The sequence below is a fragment of the Enterococcus sp. DIV0436a genome, from assembly GCF_051711605.1.
Taxonomy (GTDB): Bacteria; Bacillota; Bacilli; order Lactobacillales; family Enterococcaceae; genus Enterococcus_B; species Enterococcus_B faecium.
Genome location: NZ_JBIONA010000001.1, coordinates 2,225,001 through 2,245,622 on the forward strand (window position 1 = coordinate 2,225,001; position 20,622 = coordinate 2,245,622).

Annotated in this window: 20 protein-coding genes, 2 rRNA genes and 1 other RNA gene (1 of these 23 cut by a window edge); 5 read left to right on the forward strand and 18 right to left on the reverse strand. The window is 38.3% G+C overall.

Going from position 1 to position 20,622, the window contains the following annotated elements:
- The 4 genes from IGL15_RS11005 to IGL15_RS11020 all read right to left on the reverse strand — a co-directional run.
- Window positions 1-198, reverse strand: a 23S ribosomal RNA gene (locus IGL15_RS11005) (it extends 2,717 nt beyond the left edge of the window).
- A 344-nt stretch (window positions 199-542) separates the two neighbouring features.
- A 16S ribosomal RNA gene (locus IGL15_RS11010) occupies window positions 543-2,102 on the reverse strand.
- The 16S and 23S rRNA genes sit together here, the layout of an rRNA operon.
- 697 nt (window positions 2,103-2,799) lie before the next feature.
- On the reverse strand, window positions 2,800-3,162 hold the full coding sequence (locus IGL15_RS11015) for a hypothetical protein (RefSeq protein ID WP_002287172.1): 363 nt from the start codon (window positions 3,160-3,162) through the stop codon (window positions 2,800-2,802).
- A 73-nt stretch (window positions 3,163-3,235) separates the two neighbouring features.
- On the reverse strand, window positions 3,236-3,616 hold the full coding sequence (locus tag IGL15_RS11020) for a CvfD/Ygs/GSP13 family RNA-binding post-transcriptional regulator (protein ID WP_002287231.1): 381 nt from the start codon (window positions 3,614-3,616) through the stop codon (window positions 3,236-3,238).
- An 81-nt stretch (window positions 3,617-3,697) separates the two neighbouring features.
- Between IGL15_RS11020 and IGL15_RS11025 the strand changes: the two genes are divergently transcribed.
- A complete protein-coding gene (locus IGL15_RS11025) occupies window positions 3,698-4,873 on the forward strand; it encodes a MalY/PatB family protein (protein WP_002296072.1) in 1,176 nt (391 codons plus the stop codon).
- A 76-nt stretch (window positions 4,874-4,949) separates the two neighbouring features.
- Here IGL15_RS11025 and IGL15_RS11030 read toward each other — a convergent pair whose 3' ends face one another.
- Window positions 4,950-5,534 (reverse strand): peptidylprolyl isomerase, encoded by a 585-nt coding sequence (locus IGL15_RS11030; protein ID WP_002287167.1) that lies wholly within the window; start codon window positions 5,532-5,534, stop codon window positions 4,950-4,952.
- A 200-nt stretch (window positions 5,535-5,734) separates the two neighbouring features.
- Between IGL15_RS11030 and IGL15_RS11035 the strand changes: the two genes are divergently transcribed.
- On the forward strand, window positions 5,735-6,733 hold the full coding sequence (locus IGL15_RS11035) for an NAD(P)/FAD-dependent oxidoreductase (RefSeq protein ID WP_002296073.1): 999 nt from the start codon (window positions 5,735-5,737) through the stop codon (window positions 6,731-6,733).
- Window positions 6,734-6,844: 111 nt separating this feature from the next.
- Entirely contained in the window at window positions 6,845-7,354 is a 510-nt protein-coding gene (locus tag IGL15_RS11040) for a phosphatidylglycerophosphatase A family protein (RefSeq protein ID WP_002287163.1), read from the forward strand.
- Window positions 7,355-7,383: 29 nt separating this feature from the next.
- On the opposite strand, the gene IGL15_RS11045 is transcribed toward IGL15_RS11040, so the two are convergent.
- The 6 genes from IGL15_RS11045 to tadA all read right to left on the reverse strand — a co-directional run bounded on the left by IGL15_RS11045 (window position 7,384) and on the right by tadA (window position 11,748).
- Window positions 7,384-8,043, reverse strand: a complete 660-nt coding sequence (locus IGL15_RS11045; protein ID WP_002287161.1) for a TIGR01906 family membrane protein — start codon at window positions 8,041-8,043, stop codon at window positions 7,384-7,386.
- Window position 8,044: 1 nt separating this feature from the next.
- The gene (locus tag IGL15_RS11050; protein WP_002287159.1) at window positions 8,045-8,809 is read right to left on the reverse strand and encodes a TIGR01457 family HAD-type hydrolase; all 765 of its coding nucleotides are present in this window, start codon (window positions 8,807-8,809) and stop codon (window positions 8,045-8,047) included.
- A gap of 7 nt (window positions 8,810-8,816) precedes the next feature.
- Window positions 8,817-9,494 carry a YutD family protein gene (locus IGL15_RS11055; RefSeq protein ID WP_002287156.1) on the reverse strand — a complete coding sequence of 226 codons (678 nt, stop codon included), beginning with the start codon at window positions 9,492-9,494 and terminating at the stop codon, window positions 8,817-8,819.
- Between the two features lie 36 nt (window positions 9,495-9,530).
- On the reverse strand, window positions 9,531-10,916 hold the full coding sequence (locus IGL15_RS11060) for a bifunctional metallophosphatase/5'-nucleotidase (protein ID WP_002307275.1): 1,386 nt from the start codon (window positions 10,914-10,916) through the stop codon (window positions 9,531-9,533).
- A gap of 208 nt (window positions 10,917-11,124) precedes the next feature.
- Window positions 11,125-11,211, reverse strand: an RNA gene (ffs, locus tag IGL15_RS11065) — signal recognition particle sRNA small type.
- Between the two features lie 21 nt (window positions 11,212-11,232).
- Window positions 11,233-11,748, reverse strand: coding sequence for a tRNA adenosine(34) deaminase TadA (gene tadA / locus IGL15_RS11070; RefSeq protein ID WP_002287154.1), 516 nt, complete (start codon window positions 11,746-11,748; stop codon window positions 11,233-11,235).
- Between the two features lie 106 nt (window positions 11,749-11,854).
- Here tadA and IGL15_RS11075 point away from each other — a divergent pair, with 106 nt between their 5' ends.
- Window positions 11,855-12,712, forward strand: coding sequence for a helix-turn-helix domain-containing protein (locus tag IGL15_RS11075; RefSeq protein WP_002287150.1), 858 nt, complete (start codon window positions 11,855-11,857; stop codon window positions 12,710-12,712).
- A gap of 80 nt (window positions 12,713-12,792) precedes the next feature.
- Here the strand turns inward: IGL15_RS11075 and IGL15_RS11080 are convergent, their stop codons facing one another.
- The 3 genes from IGL15_RS11080 to IGL15_RS11090 all read right to left on the reverse strand — a co-directional run bounded on the left by IGL15_RS11080 (window position 12,793) and on the right by IGL15_RS11090 (window position 15,179).
- Window positions 12,793-13,128: a hypothetical protein gene (locus tag IGL15_RS11080; RefSeq protein WP_104765451.1), complete on the reverse strand. Its 336-nt coding sequence runs from the start codon at window positions 13,126-13,128 to the stop codon at window positions 12,793-12,795.
- A 66-nt stretch (window positions 13,129-13,194) separates the two neighbouring features.
- Entirely contained in the window at window positions 13,195-14,565 is a 1,371-nt protein-coding gene (locus IGL15_RS11085; protein ID WP_002287145.1) for an RsmF rRNA methyltransferase first C-terminal domain-containing protein, read from the reverse strand.
- A gap of 77 nt (window positions 14,566-14,642) precedes the next feature.
- The gene (locus IGL15_RS11090; RefSeq protein WP_002287143.1) at window positions 14,643-15,179 is read right to left on the reverse strand and encodes a TetR/AcrR family transcriptional regulator; all 537 of its coding nucleotides are present in this window, start codon (window positions 15,177-15,179) and stop codon (window positions 14,643-14,645) included.
- Between the two features lie 308 nt (window positions 15,180-15,487).
- Between IGL15_RS11090 and IGL15_RS11095 the strand changes: the two genes are divergently transcribed.
- On the forward strand, window positions 15,488-16,969 hold the full coding sequence (locus IGL15_RS11095) for a helix-turn-helix domain-containing protein (RefSeq protein ID WP_086300287.1): 1,482 nt from the start codon (window positions 15,488-15,490) through the stop codon (window positions 16,967-16,969).
- A gap of 102 nt (window positions 16,970-17,071) precedes the next feature.
- Here IGL15_RS11095 and IGL15_RS11100 read toward each other — a convergent pair whose 3' ends face one another.
- The 4 genes from IGL15_RS11100 to IGL15_RS11115 all read right to left on the reverse strand — a co-directional run bounded on the left by IGL15_RS11100 (window position 17,072) and on the right by IGL15_RS11115 (window position 20,615).
- Window positions 17,072-17,779 (reverse strand): zinc metallopeptidase, encoded by a 708-nt coding sequence (locus IGL15_RS11100; protein ID WP_104765450.1) that lies wholly within the window; start codon window positions 17,777-17,779, stop codon window positions 17,072-17,074.
- Window positions 17,780-17,857: 78 nt separating this feature from the next.
- Window positions 17,858-18,196, reverse strand: a complete 339-nt coding sequence (locus IGL15_RS11105; protein ID WP_002287137.1) for a zinc ribbon domain-containing protein YjdM — start codon at window positions 18,194-18,196, stop codon at window positions 17,858-17,860.
- Between the two features lie 110 nt (window positions 18,197-18,306).
- Window positions 18,307-19,269 (reverse strand): DHH family phosphoesterase, encoded by a 963-nt coding sequence (locus IGL15_RS11110; RefSeq protein WP_002287135.1) that lies wholly within the window; start codon window positions 19,267-19,269, stop codon window positions 18,307-18,309.
- A 14-nt stretch (window positions 19,270-19,283) separates the two neighbouring features.
- Window positions 19,284-20,615 carry a DRTGG domain-containing protein gene (locus IGL15_RS11115; RefSeq protein WP_104765449.1) on the reverse strand — a complete coding sequence of 444 codons (1,332 nt, stop codon included), beginning with the start codon at window positions 20,613-20,615 and terminating at the stop codon, window positions 19,284-19,286.
- Window positions 20,616-20,622 lie beyond the last annotated feature (7 nt).

Sequence of the window (20,622 nt, forward strand, 5' to 3'; positions counted from 1 at the left end):
TTCAGTTCTCTGCGTCTACCTCGAATGTGCTATGTATTCACACAATCGTAACATCCTATTAAAGATGTTGGGTTCCCCCATTCGGAAATCTCTGGATCATAGCTTACGTACAGCTCCCCAAAGCATATCGGTGTTAGTCCCGTCCTTCATCGGCTCCTAGTGCCAAGGCATCCACCGTGCGCCCTTATTCACTTAACCTTATCAACCTTACGGTTGGGTTTTGATCCTTCTTCTAGCGATAGAAGTTAGATCAAGAAAATAAGCAATTGAACTTATTAAAAAACTCTATCCAGCTCACAAATCAGCCTGTACGGTAAAAAGATCGATCGTCTCATAAAATCAAAGATTTTATGGCCGTCCGCCTATTTTGCTTCAGGCTAAACAATTTGTTCAGCTTTCAAATTCAACGCGGTGTTCTCGGTTTGTATTACTTACATTTACTTCAAATATCCAGTTTTCAATGAACAAAAGTGTTTGAGAGTAAACCTCTCAAAACTGAACAAAGTAAAAACAAATTGTGTAGTCTCCGTAATATTCCTTAGAAAGGAGGTGATCCAGCCGCACCTTCCGATACGGCTACCTTGTTACGACTTCACCCCAATCATCTATCCCACCTTAGGCGGCTGGCTCCAAAAGGTTACCTCACCGACTTCGGGTGTTACAAACTCTCGTGGTGTGACGGGCGGTGTGTACAAGGCCCGGGAACGTATTCACCGCGGCGTGCTGATCCGCGATTACTAGCGATTCCGGCTTCATGCAGGCGAGTTGCAGCCTGCAATCCGAACTGAGAGAAGCTTTAAGAGATTAGCTTAGCCTCGCGACTTCGCAACTCGTTGTACTTCCCATTGTAGCACGTGTGTAGCCCAGGTCATAAGGGGCATGATGATTTGACGTCATCCCCACCTTCCTCCGGTTTGTCACCGGCAGTCTTGCTAGAGTGCCCAACTGAATGATGGCAACTAACAATAAGGGTTGCGCTCGTTGCGGGACTTAACCCAACATCTCACGACACGAGCTGACGACAACCATGCACCACCTGTCACTTTGCCCCCGAAGGGGAAGCTCTATCTCTAGAGTGGTCAAAGGATGTCAAGACCTGGTAAGGTTCTTCGCGTTGCTTCGAATTAAACCACATGCTCCACCGCTTGTGCGGGCCCCCGTCAATTCCTTTGAGTTTCAACCTTGCGGTCGTACTCCCCAGGCGGAGTGCTTAATGCGTTAGCTGCAGCACTGAAGGGCGGAAACCCTCCAACACTTAGCACTCATCGTTTACGGCGTGGACTACCAGGGTATCTAATCCTGTTTGCTCCCCACGCTTTCGAGCCTCAGCGTCAGTTACAGACCAGAGAGCCGCCTTCGCCACTGGTGTTCCTCCATATATCTACGCATTTCACCGCTACACATGGAATTCCACTCTCCTCTTCTGCACTCAAGTCTCCCAGTTTCCAATGACCCTCCCCGGTTGAGCCGGGGGCTTTCACATCAGACTTAAGAAACCGCCTGCGCTCGCTTTACGCCCAATAAATCCGGACAACGCTTGCCACCTACGTATTACCGCGGCTGCTGGCACGTAGTTAGCCGTGGCTTTCTGGTTAGATACCGTCAAGGGATGAACAGTTACTCTCATCCTTGTTCTTCTCTAACAACAGAGTTTTACGATCCGAAAACCTTCTTCACTCACGCGGCGTTGCTCGGTCAGACTTTCGTCCATTGCCGAAGATTCCCTACTGCTGCCTCCCGTAGGAGTTTGGGCCGTGTCTCAGTCCCAATGTGGCCGATCACCCTCTCAGGTCGGCTATGCATCGTGGCCTTGGTGAGCCGTTACCTCACCAACTAGCTAATGCACCGCGGGTCCATCCATCAGCGACACCCGAAAGCGCCTTTCAAATCAAAACCATGCGGTTTCGATTGTTATACGGTATTAGCACCTGTTTCCAAGTGTTATCCCCTTCTGATGGGCAGGTTACCCACGTGTTACTCACCCGTTCGCCACTCTTCTTTTTCCGGTGGAGCAAGCTCCGGTGGAAAAAGAAGCGTTCGACTTGCATGTATTAGGCACGCCGCCAGCGTTCGTCCTGAGCCAGGATCAAACTCTCATAAAAAGTTCGAACAATCTTGCGATTGTTAAGCTCAATTTGTTTGCTAGCATATTGCTTGCTTGTTAAAAATGTTTGTTGTCTTGAATTGAATCAAGACGCCCTACACATTTGGTTTATCTTACTTTGTTCAGTTTTCAAAGGTCTACTTCATCGGGAGTATTTCCCGATTCGTTTTTGGCTGCCGTAGCAACTTTTATATCATATCAGAGAGACAAGCGATTGTCAACTCTTTTTTAAAAGTTTTTTTCGATTTCGTTTTTCGAAATCTTTCAGCAACTCATTTATCATAACTTATCGTTTGTTATTTGTCAAGAACTTTTTTGAAGTTTTTTTCGATAGAATCAAGCTTCGCAAGTGGTTCTTTTTTAACGACTCAGTTATCTTATCATGTCGTTAGTAACATGTCAATAACTATTTTTTAAATTTTTTAGAAATGTGATATAACATCCACTTCAGAATCAACGCTGTTAAATTTATCATGTATTTCTTCCTTGGTCAACTATAAATTAAGCATTACTTTGTGAAATGATTTTTCGATCAATTATTATTATTCGTTATACAACCGTTTTCAACATATTTTGAAAATAAAATGCACTAAAAAACTATCTTTAGCAGAACATTTCATTGTATTTTTTGGACCAAACAATAAAAAAAGAAGTTTGAAAAAAATTCAAACTTCTTTGTTCGCTTAATCTGTATTTTAGAAGAAAGGCACTCCCTCTACTTCGTAAGTTCCAAGAACAGAGCGCATTTGACCTGGTTCTTCCCAAATATATCCTTCGCCTAATTCTTCTCTTTGATTCTTTTGTTCAGTTTCAAAGACAAACAACGGAACATTTTCCTCTTTAATATGTGTATTTGTCAATTCCATCAAACTAATCTTGCTAACATCGATATGAACTATTTCTTTTAAGAAATTAAGTATATTCGCTAAACCAGTCTTTCCTTCAGAAAGTTCCGCTAACGCAAATTCCAACTTGTCATCAATTGAATGGACCAAAAATTTTTTAGTACCATCCTCCAAATGCAACATAATTGTACCAGCAACTCTTTTGCTTGCCAAAATTTCCACCTCGATCAACTTGTTCTATGGCTTACATAAAAATTCTAGCACATTTTCAGAAAAAATACACTTTTTATTTCTTATTTTCTTTCCGTTCTAGTTCAGATAATGCTTCTTCTATCCAAATAGGTAACTGCTCCGCAATAGTGGTAAATCCGATCTTACGATTTTTATTCGTGAAATACCTTTTTCTGCGATATGGAACAGCTGGATTTGTTTTTTCTAACGTTCTTAAAGATAAACTGATTTTTTTGGAATATTCATCAATGTCGATGATCTGAACTGTTACTGGCTGTCCGACTTTTAACAATGAATGGATATTTTTCGTATAACCGGATTGTACTTCTGAAACATGAATAAGTCCTTGCGTCTCGTTATCAAGAGAAACGAATGCGCCATAAGGCTGTATCCCTGTCACTTTTCCTTCAATTATTTGTCCAATTTTATAAGTCATCTACTTCCCTCTCTTCGCATTTATCATTATACTGTAAATAGCTCAAAAAAAGAAGCGACGAAAATGACTGGAGGTCTTAAGATGATCGAATTTGATAAACAGATTTCAAGAAAAGATACAGAAAGTGTAAAATGGGACGCAATTGCTGAGACATATCAAATGGATGACTTACTTCCTTTGTGGGTAGCAGATATGGACTTCTTGTCTCCCGGTGGGGTAGCTAAAGCGTTTAGTGAATACATCAAACATGGAATCTTTGGTTATGCCACTCTGTCTGATAAACTATATCAGGCTATCATTCATTGGGAACGCCAACACCATGCTGTGGAGTTGACGAAAGAAAATATCGTTTTTACAAGTGGTGTGTTAACTAGTTTAGCTGCAGCAGTACAAACTTTTACAAAACCAGGCGATTCTATTTTGATTCATGACCCAGTTTATCCTCCATTTTCCTCTATTATAGAAACAAATCAACGTCACATCGTTCGAAGCTCTTTGCTAGAAAAAAATAATCATTTCATCATGGACTTGTCTGACATGGAGAAAAAAATCGAAGAAAACAATGTAAAAGCAATGATTTTATGCAATCCTCACAATCCTGGAGGGCGTGTTTGGAGCAAAGAAGAATTGAAACAGTTAAGCGAATTGTGTTTAAAACATCAAGTGATTCTGTTTAGTGACGAGATCCATCAAGATTTAACTTTATTCGATCATACATTTACTTCCATGCTAACGATTGATCCTAATTTAGATGATCTACTAGTTGCTTTTACTTCCGCAACCAAGACTTTCAATCTAGCTGCAATCAAAAATTCAATGGTATTTATCAAAAATCCAGAGATGAAAGCTGATTTTGAAAAACATTTAGTGATGAACCAACAGCACGAAATCAACACTTTTGGACTGATTGGAACCCAAGCGGCTTATGAGACGGGTGGAGAATGGTTAAGCCAACTGATTCCTTATCTAGAAAAAAATGTTCAAACAGTTAATCAGTTTTTTGAACAGTATCTTCCGAAAGTGAGAATAATGAACCCTGAAGGAACTTACTTAATGTGGTTAGATTTTACCGCCTATATTTCAGACGACCAAGAATTGGAGAACACTCTTGTTCGGAAAGGAAAAGTCGTATTAAATCCTGGCATCACGTTTGGTCCTTCCGGTCATGGGCATATGCGCTTGAATATTGCTTGTCCAGAAGAAACTTTACTGGAAGGACTTAATCGAATCAAGTATGCTTTAGAGACAATCGATTAAATCATTTATTCAAAATAAAAGGACGAGACCTTACTAGGTTTCGTCCTTTTTCATAATTACTCCGTACCATACCAAACTATTCTGAAATTTCAATTGTTTCAATCACTACATCATGTACAGGTCGGTCTTGTGGACCACGTTGTACATTTGCGATTTCATCTACTGTGTCCATCCCTTCTAGTACATGTCCAAAGACTGTATGTCGGAAATCTAGCCAAGGAGTTCCGCCACCTTTATACGCTTCAATGATTTCTGATGGGAATCCAGCACCTTCTAGTTGTCCAAGCATATTAGCTGGCACATTTGTGTTATTTACAATAAAGAATTGGCTTCCGTTTGTGTTTGGACCTGAATTTGCCATAGATAAAGCTCCGCGAAGGTTGAACAGTTCACGACTGAATTCATCTTCAAAACTTTCGCCATAAATACTTTCGCCACCCATTCCTGTTCCAGTTGGATCGCCGCCTTGGATCATGAAATCAGGAATAACGCGGTGAAAAATCACGCCATCATAATAACCTTTTTTGGAAAGTTCAATGAAATTTTGAACCGTCTTCGGTGCTAGTTCAGGGAATAATTGAACAGTAATGTCACCACGGTTTGTTTTGATAACAGCTTTTGGTCCTTTTTCACTTTTTAAATCTAGTTGTGGGAATGCCATATTGTTTCCTCCTAATATTTGCATACTTCATAATAATAATAACATAATACCTAACCTCTCGTAAAAATACTAGATTTGTTTTCTTTTATTTTTCATCACTAGATACATTCTATAACTTACCGTTTCGATTTCGAATTCAAACATTTTTGAGAAGCATTCTCAATTAAATTCTGCTATAGTGTGAAAAGGGAGGAATTTTTATGGAAATCTATGACATTACAATCATCGGTGCAGGTCCTGTAGGGATGTTTGCCGCTTTTTACGCAGGAATGCGCCAAGCTAAAACAAAAATCATTGACAGTCTACCTCAACTTGGTGGTCAATTAGCAACTTTGTATCCCGAAAAATATATTTACGATATTCCTGGGTATCCAGCAATAAAAGCAAGTGAATTAATCGATCAATTAGAAAAACAATTAACTACTTTTAACCATACATTCCATTTAAAAGAAGAAGTTCTCTCGCTTACTCGTGAAGACGAAGTTATCGAGATTACTACAAATAAAGGCATCCATTATTCCAAAGCAGTCATTTTAGCTTTAGGAAATGGTTCATTCCAGCCAAGAAAATTGAATTTAGATAATGCTGAATCATTTGAAAACCACGGATTGGATTATTTCGTGAATGATTTGATGAAGTATGCTGGAAAAAAAGTCGCTATTGCTGGAGGTGGTGATTCTGCTATCGATTGGGCGTTGATGTTAGAGCCTATTGCAAGCGAAGTTTACTTGATTCATCGTCGCCCGGAATTTCGTGCGCACGAACATAGTGTATCACGCTTGAAATCTTCATCTGTCAACTTGCTTACTCCCTATCTCATCGATGGATTATCAGGCAATAATGGGGAACTGACAGATATCCGGTTAAAAAAAGTGAAAAGTGACGAGACGATTGATTTGATGATTGATTCTCTGATCGTCAATTATGGATTCTCTTCTAATTTAGAACATCTTTCTTCTTGGGGACTTGATAGTACCAGAAATGCCATTACTGTAAAATCAGATATGTCTACTTCTATTCCAGGCGTTTATGCAGCTGGTGACATCTGTACCTATGAAGGAAAAGTGAAACTGATTGCTACTGGGCTCGGTGAAGCACCTACTGCAGTGAACAACGCTTTACACTATATTAATCCAAAGGAACGAACTCAGCCTGGTCACAGCACAAGCTTATACGATAAAAATCTTCGTCCTAGTTGATTTTTTATATCTCTTTGCATTTCAAGTTAAACCCGAAAGCAGTTTCTTGCATTTTTTTCATGTTCCGTTAACATGAAATAGAGAAAGAAAAAATAAAGGGGGAGCAATAATATGGTCGTCAAAACTGAGACTTTAGAAGAAAAGGCAAGAGAACTATTGAAGGAACGTGGCGTAACTGTAGAAGATATCGCACAACTTGTCATGTTTTTACAAAAAGACTATATTTCTGATTTGACTTTGGCGGATTGTACTGAAAGTGTCAACAGCGTGCTAACAAAGCGTGAAGTACATAACGCCATTATCACTGGAATCCAATTAGATATATTAGCAGAAAAGAAAAAATTGATGAGTCCGTTGCAACATATTATCGAAGATGACGAAGGCCTTTACGGTATCGATGAGATCCTAGCCTTGTCAATCGTGAATGTTTACGGTACGATCGGCTTTACGAATTATGGTTATATCGACAAGGTGAAACCTGGTATTTTAAAAGAACTAAACAGCCACGATGGCGTTCATGTCCATACCTTCTTAGATGATATCGTCGGAGCGATCGCCGCTGCTGCTGCCAGTCGATTAGCACACAAAGAACCAGAAAAAAGAAGTCGCCTTACTCAATAATTCAACAAAAAAAGAAAGAAAACGTCTATTTAGACGAGTTCTTTCTTTTTTGTTTGTTTCAAGCTATTTTTTCCTAAGAAAAGAAAAACAGCAAAAAATAATTCTAATAATACAAAAAATAAGATAAAGCTATGCATGAAAAATTCTTCTGGAAGTACATTGATGATTGGATCAGTAACGGGATCGAATAACCAGTCATCGTTGTTGAAAAACGTTTCATGAAAAAGGATAAAAAAGCGATCAAATCCTATCATCATGAAAAAACCGAAAACAACTGGCAGTAACATGCCGATTTGAAACGGACGAATCAACCGCCAAAGCCGATCATTCTTTTGCAAATATTTGATAAACAAAATACTCGGGATCAAAGTGATGAAAAACACAGCATAATCCACTAAAAACAAAATTTTCACTTCATAAAAGTGATGGGCTCCGCTAGCAGAAACTGGGAAATCTGGCAAGCTGAGGATGGTTTTGAAGGGATTATTGAGATAATTCATTAGGTGATCAAAATTTTTCAGTAACGTCTCTTGATCTAAAGAAGTATAATCCAAAATTTGCAAATGTCCGATATCAAATACGTATAGTGGTCGAAAGTTGATCGTCACACCAACTGCCAGACTGATCAGTGTCAGAAATAGGCTGAACAATCCAGCATATTCCATCCACTGCCATCTCGAATTTTTCATATTAGAAGCTCCATTCATCCAGTGATTGTTTCACATAGGTAGCTGGGATAGGCAACCCAGGTACATCTTCTTCTTTTGTAAAACCTGATAAAACGAGCAAAGTATCTATATTATTGCGTATCCCAGCTTGGATATCTGTTTCATAGTTATCTCCAACCATGATTACTTCTTCTTTTTGCAGCCCTAATACTTCAACGGCTTTATCCATAATGATGGCTTCTGGTTTTCCGATGTAGATCGGCGGCGTTTGGGTTGCTGTCTCTACAAAAGAGATGACTGACCCTGCTCCAGGAAGAAGGCCGCGTTCAGTAGGTATATTCTTATCTGGGTTCGTTCCAATGAAAGTAGCACCTTTTTGAATAGCAAGTGTTGCTTTAACTACTTTTTCATAGGTCAGATAATTATCTAAGCCTACCACTACATAGTCAGGAGCCTCTTCTTCCCATGTAAATCCGGCAGCTAAAATCAAGTCAATCAATCCTGCTTCTCCGATAACATAGACTTTTTTCCCTTTTCCATCTGCTTTCATAAAATCGATTGTTGCCAAAGTAGCTGTGTAGACTGTCTCTGGAGCTACATGAATGTCAAACTCATCTGCTAGACGATTAGCTACTGTTTCTGGTGACTTAGTCGTGTTATTGGTAACAAACAAGAAAGGTAATTTTCTTTTTTGCAATTCTTCCACAAATCGTTTACCGGCCGGTATGGGTTGTGTCCCACGATAAATCGTTCCGTCTAAATCAATTAAATATCCTTTATAGTCCATTCATCCACTACTCTTCCCTTTTTCTTATCGTAAATGCTGTTTTTGTTTTTTCTACTTGTTTAGGTTGTTCTTGTTTTTTTACTTTTTCAGAGGTTTTTGCTGACTCTGTTTTTCGATTTTTAATAACCGGTTTTTTGCGATTAGATGCGACTGGTCCTTTTTTCTCATCGATATACGCACGATTATGGTTTTTTTTCTTTTTTCGGCGCTGAGTTGTCTTTTCTTTTTTACCGCCGATTCTCTCGATGACAAAATACGCACAACCAAAATTGCAATATTCGTAAAGATAGTCTTCCAAGGAATCGATTCGCTGATCTGGATGCGCCCGTCGATTATCCGCTTGGAAAAATCCTTTTAGGCGTAGTTGTTCATAACCCCAATCTCCTACGATATAATCATATCGGGCTAGTACATCACTGTAACGTTCTCCAAGCTTTTCTGCATTAAATCCTTCACGATAATCGGACACAAGCCGATAATGTCTTTCACCTATCAAAAAATTACTGTCATCTAACAGTGTCACTAGCTCGCCTTTGACTTTTTCTGCTTTAGGCTCCTCAACGATTTCTTCCAAAGCAGCTGTCAGTTCTTCGGTGACTGTTGTTTCCTGTTCAGCTGATGATTTTTTCTTAGCAATTTCTGTTTTATGCTCAACGTTCTGCTGTTCATTTTGTTTTGCAGACATGCGTTCACCACCTATCTTTTTTATTATACCTTGTTTTTATTTGATTGGGTAGTGAGCTTTCAAGTAATCTCCTACCACACTTCGGATAAATTCAGGGAACAAAAATTCATTTTTTCCAGCAATCTCAATCGTTGGAAAAAATGGAACAAACATCAAATGATCTACGGTAGTAAAAGTATAATTTTTATTCAGATCGATTGGCTTGTTCTTCCAAAAGACTTGATGGTTAATAGAATCATATGTGATTCCATTATAGACCATCTGCCCAAAAATCTTACCGCGAAATCCCATTCCCTTCATAGGATAGTTACGTAAAAAGTTACGATTTTTTTCTATTTCTAAAACTAAGCGGATCAGATCATTTCCACCCAATGTGACATTTAACAAGTGCATCGGATGCGGCAACGCAGTGTGAAGCTGATCCTGATTGACCCGCCCTTTTGGAATTTCAGTTAAAAACAGACCACTGTTTAATATTGCTGCTTCCGTCTTTCCTCGTTCTTTCACCGCCTCAAGGGCTACTTGGATAAACGAATGCTCATTGAAGATATCTAGACTCAGAGAAAATGGCAAATCTGCTACTTCTTTTTCTTTTAATAATTCATGCCCACGTTCTAGATAACTATTTATTTCTTGTTCATCTTCTGTAAAAGCTGTCATTGTTTCGGTAGGGATGGCTTTGGCTGAATGCTTAAGGATTTTTTTCTCTTCATCGATGGTTAAATGGACTTCACCGACATACTGCCCGTACTTTCCAGCGGCTGCTATTTGGACATCATTGATTACGTGACCTTCTCTGAATAAATGATGGGTGTGCGATCCTAAAATAACATCAATTGCTGGTATTTCTTTTGCAATTTGGAAATCATCCTGAATCCCGAGATGACTCATCAAAACTAAAACATCCACTTGTGAACGTAAATCTTCGACTAATTCTGGCAAAATATCATAAGGATTCCGTATGTCCCAGCCATTCGGATTATAAGTAAGCGGAAATGGAGCAGTAAATGCAATTAGTCCGATTTTCGTCTGGTGTTTCGTTGTAATGATTTTATATGGTTTCGTCCATGCCGGTGGCTGGAGCGTATTTTTATCGAATAAGTTATCCAGGATGATATCAAACTCAGCATGATCGTATAAATGATTCAACTCTTCTTTGGAATTTCCTACGCCTTCATTGTTTCCTATCGTCGCTGCATCATAACCAACTTCATTCATCAGCAAGATATTTTCCTGTCCATTCGTTGCTTCTGACAATGGATGCCAACGATCCACAAAATCACCTAGATCTACTGCAATCGTTGTCGTTTTTTCTTTCTTTTCGTTTTCTCGTTTACGTTGATCCAAAAACCTTCTGATCCTTGGCCAATTTTCTAAATGAGAATGCAGATCATTCGTATGTAAAATCACTATTTTTTCCATGTACCCTCTCGCCTCTCTTTATCTTTATCATACCATAGGCAGCTTTTTCTTCCATTGAAACAAGCTCTATTTCAGAGTTTTTCCTGCCTTGAAGCAAATTGTATAAGTACAATATTCGATAAATCAGTCTGGCTAAAAAATCAGGAACATTCATTTTTACAGTACTATAAAAATAAAAAAAACAGACCCGAAAGTCTGTTGTCGTTTCATTATAATCAGACACATGGCGGAACCTGCTTAGTGCTGCTTCCTTCCAGACCTGACACGCTTCACAAGCCCACCATTGTCCTAGCCTTTCGGCAAAGAATAGTATACCTTATTTTTCATTCGTTGACCAGTCTTTTTTTAATTTCTTTTTTCGCTGGCGGAGCTTTCGGAAAAAGTCAGTCAAAATCATCCCACATTCGTCTTCTAAAATGCCACCTTCTACATATGCTTGGTGGTTAAACCGCTCGTCCTCCAAAAGATTCATCAAGGTACCGGCTGTTCCGCCTTTTGGATCATACGCGCCGAAATAAACTTCTGCTACACGAGACAAAATCATCGCGCCGCTGCACATAGGACAAGGCTCTAAGGTAACAAAAAGTGCAGCATCTTCCAAGCGCCAGCTTCCCACTTTTTCACAGGCTTCCTTGATTGCAAGCATTTCTGCATGTGTAGTAGCATCTTGCGTGGTTTCTCTAAGGTTATATCCTCTTCCAATCACTTTTCCATCCAATACAACCACTGCTCCAATCGGAACTTCATGAAGCATTTCTGCTTTCTTTGCTTCTGCCAATGCAAGGCGCATCCATTTTTCTTTTTCTACTGCATCAAGATTTGTATTTACCAATTACCCTTCCCTGCCTTTGTTTTTTCTTGTTTTACTTTAGCATATGATAAAAAGGCTGTAACTAACTTTTTTTTCTATGGTAAAATAAATACAAGAGGTGAACAAGATGAAAATGGATAAATTACTTGCTCTTTACCCACAAGCACAGAAAAAAAACTCTCCAGCATCAGAAGCGGATATCCTTTCTTTTGCAATTGATGATGCTTTTATCTGGATCAAACAAGATTCATTATCTCAACAAGAAACCAGCCTTTTGAAAGCGTTATTCCCTGTAATCAACGATCAAAAAAAACACCCATGGTATCACTATCTTTTTAAAGATGCTTCTTGTGTTCAAGAAAAAAGCTTTCGTTTGATCCAGCTTCACGTCGAATCAAAAGGAGAATTCTTAAAAAAAGAATGGCAAGATACTATTTTGGAATTATTTCGCTATTCTGCTGATTTCTTTTTTTATACAGACACAGATGCGCTCTTAGTCGAACAAATAAACCGTGATTATCTTGATGCTACTGAAATCAACGGTATTTTTCTATCTTTAGATGCTGATTTTGATACGACAACGTCTGTATTCGTTGGTTCTTTCCATTCACCTGGCACCGACCTCGTCCCTTTGTTTGCTGAAGAAAGAAAAATTTTTTTAACAGAGCAAAACAATCTTTATACTCACAGCCGTACTTTTTCTATGCAAGATGTGGCTTTACATTACTATACAAAAGATACTGTAAAAGATAGTAAGTTGATCAAAAGTTACATAGAACTGATCAAACAAAATGAAATGGAAGTGATCATTCAAGAATTATGGAATGAATTAGGCAATGTCAGCTCTGCTGCAAAAACACTGTTTCTTCATCGTAATACTCTAAAATATCGAATCGAAAAATTTCAAGAACAGTCTGGTTTCAATCTAAAAAAAGCCAACGATTTACTGTTTTGCTATCTTTTATTGCTTCATGAACATAATTAAAGATAGATTAAAGGGGTTGTGACAATAATTTTGTCACAACCCCTTATTTCGAATGAATAGTGTTCAAAAGCTAGTTTCTCTTACATCATTTTTTCAACAAAATGCATTAGCCGGTCTTTTACATCTTCGGTTGAATCTTTGATTGAATCACCATAAACAGAGATTTTCTTTTTTCCTGATTTGATTTTTGCTAACATTCCCATCAAAGAATCCAAGTCACTATCTGAAAGACCATCTACGATTTCTAGTAATTTTTCATTTCCATCAAATTTGTCATAGACGAATTTTTTTACTTTCATCCGAGTAGTCATATGATGGATCTTTTCCATTACTTTTCCCGATACAACGACTGCTGTCGCTACACTGGCAGCGGCTGCTACGCTTAATCCGATTGTTACTTTTGTTGATGTTTTCATAAGTATCAGCTCCTTTTTATCTATCTCCATCATAGCATAGACAAAAAAATAAACGAACTAATCCACTCAGTGAAATCTCAATCCTTTAGGGAAAAAGTTCTTTACTGTTCCTTTTACTTGTTTCCCAAATCCGACAGGTATCTTATCTAATACTAGCAAAACCCATCCTTGATTCCCATCACGTTGAAATGTTTCTCCTGCTGTGTAAGATTGCCATTCCTTTTGAGTGATCGGCAAGCAAGGTATATTCTCTATCTTTTTTGTAGCAAGCGCTAATGCATAGCTAGGTTCAAATCGATTCTTTTTGAAATCTCCTAAATGCAAACCTGTACGTACGACTTTTAAACCATCGAGAGAAGGGGCTAACTCAGGAACTTCCCAAAGATGGTCGTTGAACACTAAAAGTCTTCCAGTAGCTTCATAATGAAAATCATTTGAAAACTCCGTCCAGAGTTTTTCCTGCTCTTTTGTCATTTGCACTTTACTTTTTTTTCGTGTCTTCTTTTCTTTATGCATCTGATTTTGTCCATGAAAAGTCAGCTTTGCAACAAAATGTCCTTCACCCTGATCTTTATGAGGCCATATACGTATTGTTTTTTCCAAACCAGCTACGCTTCCCCATTCAGAACGTCCTGAACTAACGGATTGAGTCAAAGGAATCTCCTCAATCGTTACTGGATAATTTTCTACAAGCCAGCTAATGATCTCTTCATTTTCTTCTGGTGCAAACGTACAAGTCGAATAAATCAGTTGTCCTTTATTTTTTAGCATTTTTATTGCTGAAGACAAAATCTCTTGCTGACGTTTTTGACAGTATAGCGGAGATTCTTCTGTCCACTCTTTTATTGCATTTGGATCTTTTCGGAACATTCCTTCTCCTGAACAAGGAGCATCAACCACGATCCGATCAAAAAAGCCCGAAAAATGAGGGACAAGTTCTGCGGGTGCATGATTTGTCACTATTGCGTTCGAAACTCCCCATCGTTCTATATTTTCTGATAAAATCTTCGCACGTTTCGGAAAGATCTCATTCGTCACTAATAACCCTTTCCCCTTCATTTGAGCAGCTAATTGGGTTGATTTACCACCGGGAGCCGCACACAAATCCAAAACTTTTTCACCGGGTTTTGCTGCAGCAGCTGTTCCAACGATCATTGCACTTGGTTCTTGGCTATATTCATACCCAGCTTGATGGAGGAAAGACTTTCCATTGACAGTGCCAAGAAATCCCTCATTGCTGTAGGGAGCGGGTTGTAATTCTTCGCTATGGTAAGTTTGGACCATGTCCAATCCTGCCGGTTTTAGTGGATTCCACCGAAATCCTTTTTTCACGCTTCCTTGTTCAAGCGCAGAAAAAAAATCGGATGCTTCTTCGCCTAAAAGAAGACGATATTTTTTGATAAATTGCTGTGGTAACGTTGTCGCTTCCTCCTTCATTCCAATGTTTCGTTAGACATTTTACAATCTTTTTTACGAAAAATAAAGGTGGCTGATCTACTTTTTCATGTTGCTGCCTAAGGTGACTGTTCCTTTAAGATATTTTCCAAGTATTCATCCGTCACCTCGTTTTTATCCCAAACAGCGTTCATCATTTCAAGAAAATCTTGAGAAGAATCATCTGAGCGCAAACTTCCCAATGCATTAAGCCATACCAATTCAAGCGACTTTTCTTCTTTGATCTTCGTGTGACCTTTGACATATGAGAAAAATGGCCGCTTAAATAGCGAATCCATGTCTAAATCAGATTTTGCAATGATTTCACGAATACTTTCATGGATAGAAAAAAAATCTTTCAATAAGTAGACAATGCTTAAAACATCATCGGAACTGCATTCAGCTAAGTAGTTTTCAAAATAAACAGTGATTTCTTCTAATATCTTCTCTTTTAACCCGCTGATTGATTTGAAATGTGTATAAATCGGGTATGTAGAACAACCGCAGAACTCTGCTAACTCTCTTGCAGTAATTGACTTCATTCCATATTCTTCCACGTATACCATACTTTTGAACAGCAAATATTCTTTACTATAATTTGTTACTCTCCCCATCATTCTTACCTCCGTCTCTTTTCATCTACCCATAAATAAATAACATAAATAATTCTAAAAATATTATTGATAATTATCAAAACATATTTAGTTATATCCATTAAAAATCAATTTTTCCGCCTTAAAAACAAGAATATCTTGACAAAATACCCTAGGAAATAAACAATAGAATAAACAAGGTAACAAAAAAATTAAATAACGTTATATAAAAAAGAAGGCGACACTCTGTGAGAATAACACAGACTGAAATGACTTTCCACTCACAGTTTTTGTCTAACTATATACAAAAACAGAATAAAAAGGAGGTATTTATGCTAATTGAAGCAAGAAAAAAAGAGTTACTTGTTCTACAAATGGTCATTCAAAAAAATAATTGTTCTTTACAAGAATTATCCAATGACTTACATATTCCAAAACGGACAATCAAAGAACTGATCCGAAAAATAAATGTATCACTCAAGCAATTTTTATTGATTGATGAATTTATTTATTCTAATCATAAAGGAGAGATCCAAACCAAAGAAACCGATCAAACTAAAAAGTTAGCTGTTTTTTCTAAGTTAAAATTATGCTACCTAAAAGAATCCAATCGTTTTAACTATTTGATGTTACTAATCAATTATCCACAAACTGCTGTACCAAAAAAATATTTACTTGAACAACTTTATATATCGCCCTCCTATCTCGAAAAACTGACAAAACAGCTCAATCATTCCTTAAAAAAATTCCATTTACGGATCCTATCTGTAAAAAATTGCTGTACTCTTGAAGGAAATGAGTTATCTATCCGTCTCTATCTTTACTTTTTTCTTTCAGATACATTTGGAGGTAACGATTGGCCATTTTCCTCACTTGAATTAAATGCACTAAAAATGAACAGTACAGATGAGCAAATAGAAAAAATTTCAAAACAAGAAAAAAATATCTACTTGCTGTTAACTTTATTCATATTACGAAACAAACAACAGGCATATTTTCCAAAAACTTCTTCTGAAATCACTGAATTGATGGACTTATTGCAGCATACACATGATTATTCAGAATACTTTACTTCTTTTTCAGTGAGTCGCCCTTGTGAAGAGACAGAAACAGAGAGAGCCTACTTTAATTATTTTTTCTATTGTTTTTTTCCAAATCAAATCTCTTTTCGACAAAAACAGGAGATTGGTTTTTTATTTTCCACAAGCAAAAACCTTATTTGTCGACAAGTCGGTCAATTGATGACTTACTTAACTCAACAGTTTCCTCTCAACCATTTAGAAAATAAAATACCAATTTATTTTTATTTTCTTGTGTTGGCAGTTGTTTTTTTCGAACTGTTGGGTGAATCCAGCAGTAGTTTTTCTACACTTTGCTTTCCAGAAGCCACGTCCAATCATTCTAGTTCTTTTATACAGGAAAAGAAATTAAGAGAAAAAATCGATACAATTTTTTCAAAAAATGGGGAAAGAAACCAAATCAGTCAATACCTTAGTCAATTGATCCAACACTTACTACAAACAGAAACGAAAGAGCAGTTACTCATCCATTTACAGATAACCAAACAGTTTACAGGAAATTATCATCTTCAAAGCCATTTGCAGGAGTTATTTCGCAAAGATGCTGTTAAAATTACCGCATATTCAGAACATGCTGATTTGATCATTACAGATCAGCATGAGAAAATTTCAGATGAAACGGAGACTTTCTATCTGGATACAACGCACAATACAGTGTTATTTGGCGAGTTAATAAAAGCGGTTCATGAACTGTATATGAAAAAAGGTTATGAGAACAAAACAAAGAGGATGTGACAAAATTCTTGTCACATCCTCTTATTCCAAATAAACGGTATTCAATCAGCTAACTCTCGGTATTAGCTCAGATCAAAGCACTGATTTCACAACTTCTTTATTTTAATCTCTTCGGTTGCCGCCGAACAATAAGATCAAGCGCAACAGCTGCAGGAATGTCGAAAGTGCTGCTGCAACATAAGTCAGTGCTGCTGCAAATAATACGTGTCTTGCCATCGGTACTTCTTCTTCCGTCAGTAGTCCGCCTTCACTCAAAATTTGGATTGCTCGCCGAGACGCGTTAAATTCGACTGGTAATGTCACCAATTGGAAAAGTAACGCTAAAGAAAAAGCGAAAATCCCGATATTGATTAACGTAGAGTTCCAGCTAAGCAATACACCTACCATAATCAAGGGGAACGAAATCATCGAACCAAAGTTAGCTGCTGGAACAAGTGCCGCACGAATCTTCAATGGGACATAACCCGAAGCATCTTGCACCGCATGTCCGCATTCATGAGCTGCTACACCTATCGCAGCAACTGAAGTAGACTGTGCAGTTGCTTGAGACAAACTCAACATCTTATTACCTGAATTGTAGTTATCTGTGAGATCTCCGGCAATTTGTTGAACACCGACATTATTTATCTGTTGACTTTGTAATATATATTGTGCTGCTTGTGTACCAGTCACATTGTTTTTGCTTCTCACTTGATCGTATTTTCGGAAAGTACTATTGACGTACGCTGACGCAATTCCGGAAATAACTAATCCAAGAATGACCAAAAGAAATGTCGGATCTAAAAAACCATAAATTCCATAACCATACATTGTCGTTTCACTCCTTTTCGTTTACTTTATTTTATCATTAGTAGTAGGAAAAGAATGTGAAAAGACCTTGAATATTCTTTAATTCTTTTTCACAAATTCCGATTTCAGTTTCATCGGTCCAAATCCTTCTACCTTGCAATCGATATTATGATCGCCTTCTACTAAACGGATGTTCTTGACTTTTGTTCCTTGTTTAATGGCACCTGACGCACCTTTTACTTTCAAGTCTTTAATCACTGTCACGCTATCGCCCTCTAACAGACGGTTTCCATTTGCATCTAATACCACTAATCCGTCTTCTATGACAGTTTCTTGTTCTTCTTTGTTCCATTCGTTCCCGCATTCTGGGCAAATCAACAAGCCTCGATCTTCATATGTGTACTCTGAGCCACATTCTGGGCAATTTGGTAATGTCATCTTCTTTCTCCTTTAAAATCTTTAGTGAGCACTATTGTAACGGAAAAAGAAGATCTTGAAAAGATACATTTGTGATTTTTACTACAAAAGGCACGTTTTCGAACGAAGTATCATTCTGTTTTTCTGCTCTTATACGATTGGCATATATCTTGGATCTCTTTATAGATTTCCTCTACTTCTGCTAAATCTTTTGCATTCGCACCACTTGCTAATGGATGGCCTCCTCCATGATGGCGTTTAGCCAATTCATTGATGATCGGCCCCTTAGAACGTAAGCGTACGCGGTAATACCCTGAAGGCTGCTGAACAAAAATCCCCCAAGCCAGCACTTCGTCAATCACTCCAGGAAGTGAAACGATCGAAGCTGTCTCTGAATCATCGATTCCATATTTATCAAGAATTTCTTGCGGAAGGATAATTCTTCCTGCACCATTTTCATCCACCTGGATATTTTGATAAAGATAACCAGAAAGTTTAGCGACTTTCATCGGCATTTGTTCAATCTCTCTGTTCAAAGCACTTGCATCAAATGGATAATTTCTCAATATCGAAGCAATCTCTAATGTACGGGACGTCGTGGAGGGATACAAAAAGCGCCCTGTATCTCCGACGATTCCTGCATAAAGTAACCGTGCAGCCTTAACGTTCATCTTTAAAGATTCAGGAAACATCAAAGCAAATTCTGCAATCATCTCACTACAGCTACTTGCTTTTGTATTTACCCACACAAGATCTCCATAAGGGTCATCATTGGGATGATGGTCGATTTTGATCAGTTTTTCTGCCAACTGATATCTTTGATCACTGATTCTGGGTGAATTAGCTGTATCAGTCACGATGACTAGCGCTCCTTGGTAGAAGACATCTTCAACTTCTTGCATTTCTGCTAAAAAGCGAAGCCCTTCAATCGTTTCACCTACTTGACGTATTTCTTTTTCTGGGAAACTTTCCCGTAATAGTTCTGCTAATCCTACTTGTGATCCTAATGCATCAGGATCAGGGCGCAAATGCCTGTGGATAATGATTTTATCGTATTTTTTTATTGTATCTACTATTTCTTGCTGTACTGTCATTTCACTCCTGCTTTCTAAGAACGTTCCATTACTTGACAAACAACGATTGCTTTGGAAACGATGGTGTTTTCAATAAACACTTCGATATCCAGTTTAGCGGAACGTCTGCCGATTTCCAATACACGTGGACGAATGTCTAATTCGCTTTCCAATTGGATCAGCCGCAAATAATGTAGGTTCACTTGTTCAATCAAGATATTTCGTTTTTGGTTCATCACCATTGTTTTTTGTGCGACATCAGAAATGATTTCGCTAAGTACGCCAAAAGAAATTGTTCCAACGCCATTGACCATTTGTGGTGCTACTACGAATTTGAACTTAGGGTTTTCCAAACGATTTCCTTCACGGTCAGTATCAATCGTATGGATATTTCCAGATATCTGATCCGAAATCGTATCTGCAATCTGCGGTTGTCGCTGGACAAGCTGCATCGCTTTCATTACATCTTGCCGGGTAATCAAGCCTTCCAATGTCAAGTCATCGGAAACGACCGGCATGACTTCTAGCCCATCCCAGATCATTTGATGGCTAACAGAGGCAATACTCATTGTTTTCTTTACACTGATTGGTTCTTTCGTCATCACCCGATCGATGATCTGGTTTGGCGATTTCCCTAAAACATCTTTTGCCGTAACAATCCCCATCAAACGATGATGGCGGTTGACGACTGGAAAACGCGAATGGTGCGTTTCTTCTGACAAACGCTGATAATCAGAAATCGTATCTGTCTGCTGCAAATAATGAGTCTTTTCAGCTGGCATATAGATATCACTGACAAGCATGATATCTTTTTTGATCAATTGGTCGCTTAACGCTCGGTTGATCATGGTTGCGACTGTAAATGTATCATAAGAGGTGCGTAAGATCGGCATTTCAAGATCATCAGCTAGCTTTGCAATCTCAGCAGTCGTATTGAATCCTCCTGTGATCAATACTGCGGCGCCATCTTCCAATGCTAATTTTTGGACTTCCGCCCGGTTGCCGACGATCATTAGTGATCCTGGCGTAATATAGCGTTCCATGGCATGTTTAGTCATCGCGCCGATGACGAATTTATTCAAGACCTTGTCTAATCCTGCCGCCCCGCCTAAAACGTCCCCTTCAATGATCCTGACGACCTCGCCAAATGTCAAACGTTCAATATGTTTTTTTAATTTGCGTTCGATACGGATGGTCCCTACTCGTTGAATTGTTGAAACTAGTCCGACATTTTCCGCATCTTTGATTGCACGGTACGCTGTTCCTTCACTGACATTCAATTCTTTTGCGATGCTTCTTACAGAAATTCGATTGCCAACAGGTAAACTTTCAATATATTCTAAAATCAAATCATGTTTTGTCGCCATTTTCTGC